Source organism: Frankia tisae, assembly GCF_025403405.1.
In the GTDB taxonomy this organism is placed as follows: Bacteria; Actinomycetota; Actinomycetes; order Frankiales; family Frankiaceae; genus Frankia; species Frankia tisai.
In genome coordinates this window covers 1-608 of record NZ_JANEZT010000780.1, presented here as the reverse complement: position 1 = coordinate 608, position 608 = coordinate 1, and the positions used below count along the sequence as shown (strand labels likewise).

Here is a 608-nt window from a genome sequence, read left to right as displayed (position 1 = left end):
ACCCTACCCACCCAGAACACGATCAAAAACCGGAGTTATTTTTCGGCGGCCCCCTGGGGTGCGCACCGCCTCCGGCCCATATCCACCAGATTTGAGCCGGTTGGACCGTTCCCGCTTCGGTAGACACCCGGATTAGCTGCCCGATCCGCCGGGAGAGCGACAGATGGGCGCAACACGCCGCAGATTTACCGAGGAGTACAAGGAACAGGCGGTAGCTTTCGTCATCGATGGCGGCCGTTCCGTCGCCGAGGTCGCCCGGAACATCGGCGTCCACGAGATGACGTTGGAAAAATGGGTGAAGAAAGCCAAGGACGAGGCGGGGCACTCCCAGCCACCGGACACGGTGCTGGACGACAACGAACGGGCAGAACTCGTCCGGCTACGCGGGGAAGTCAAGGACGCGAACTCCACGATCGCCGAGCTCCAGATGCAGGTCGAGTTCGCGAAAAAAGTAGCGACCTGGTTCGCGAGAGGAAAGCAGTGGCGGATTCAAGCGGTCATAGCGACGCATGCTTCGCCAGCAAATCGTTGAAGACTTCGACCGGCTTCGCCCAGCCCAACGTCTGCCGCGGCCTTCCGTTCAGCTGTTCGGCCACCTTATCAAGCTC

1 protein-coding gene is annotated in these 608 nt (G+C 61.2%); it reads left to right on the top strand.

Annotation, left to right across the window (positions count from 1 at the left end; translation table 11 throughout):
* Nucleotides 1–163: 163 nt before the first annotated feature.
* Nucleotides 164–532: a transposase gene (locus NBZ85_RS31655; protein WP_261563484.1), complete on the top strand. Its 369-nt coding sequence runs from the start codon at nucleotides 164–166 to the stop codon at nucleotides 530–532.
* The last annotated feature ends 76 nt before the right edge of the window (nucleotides 533–608 follow it).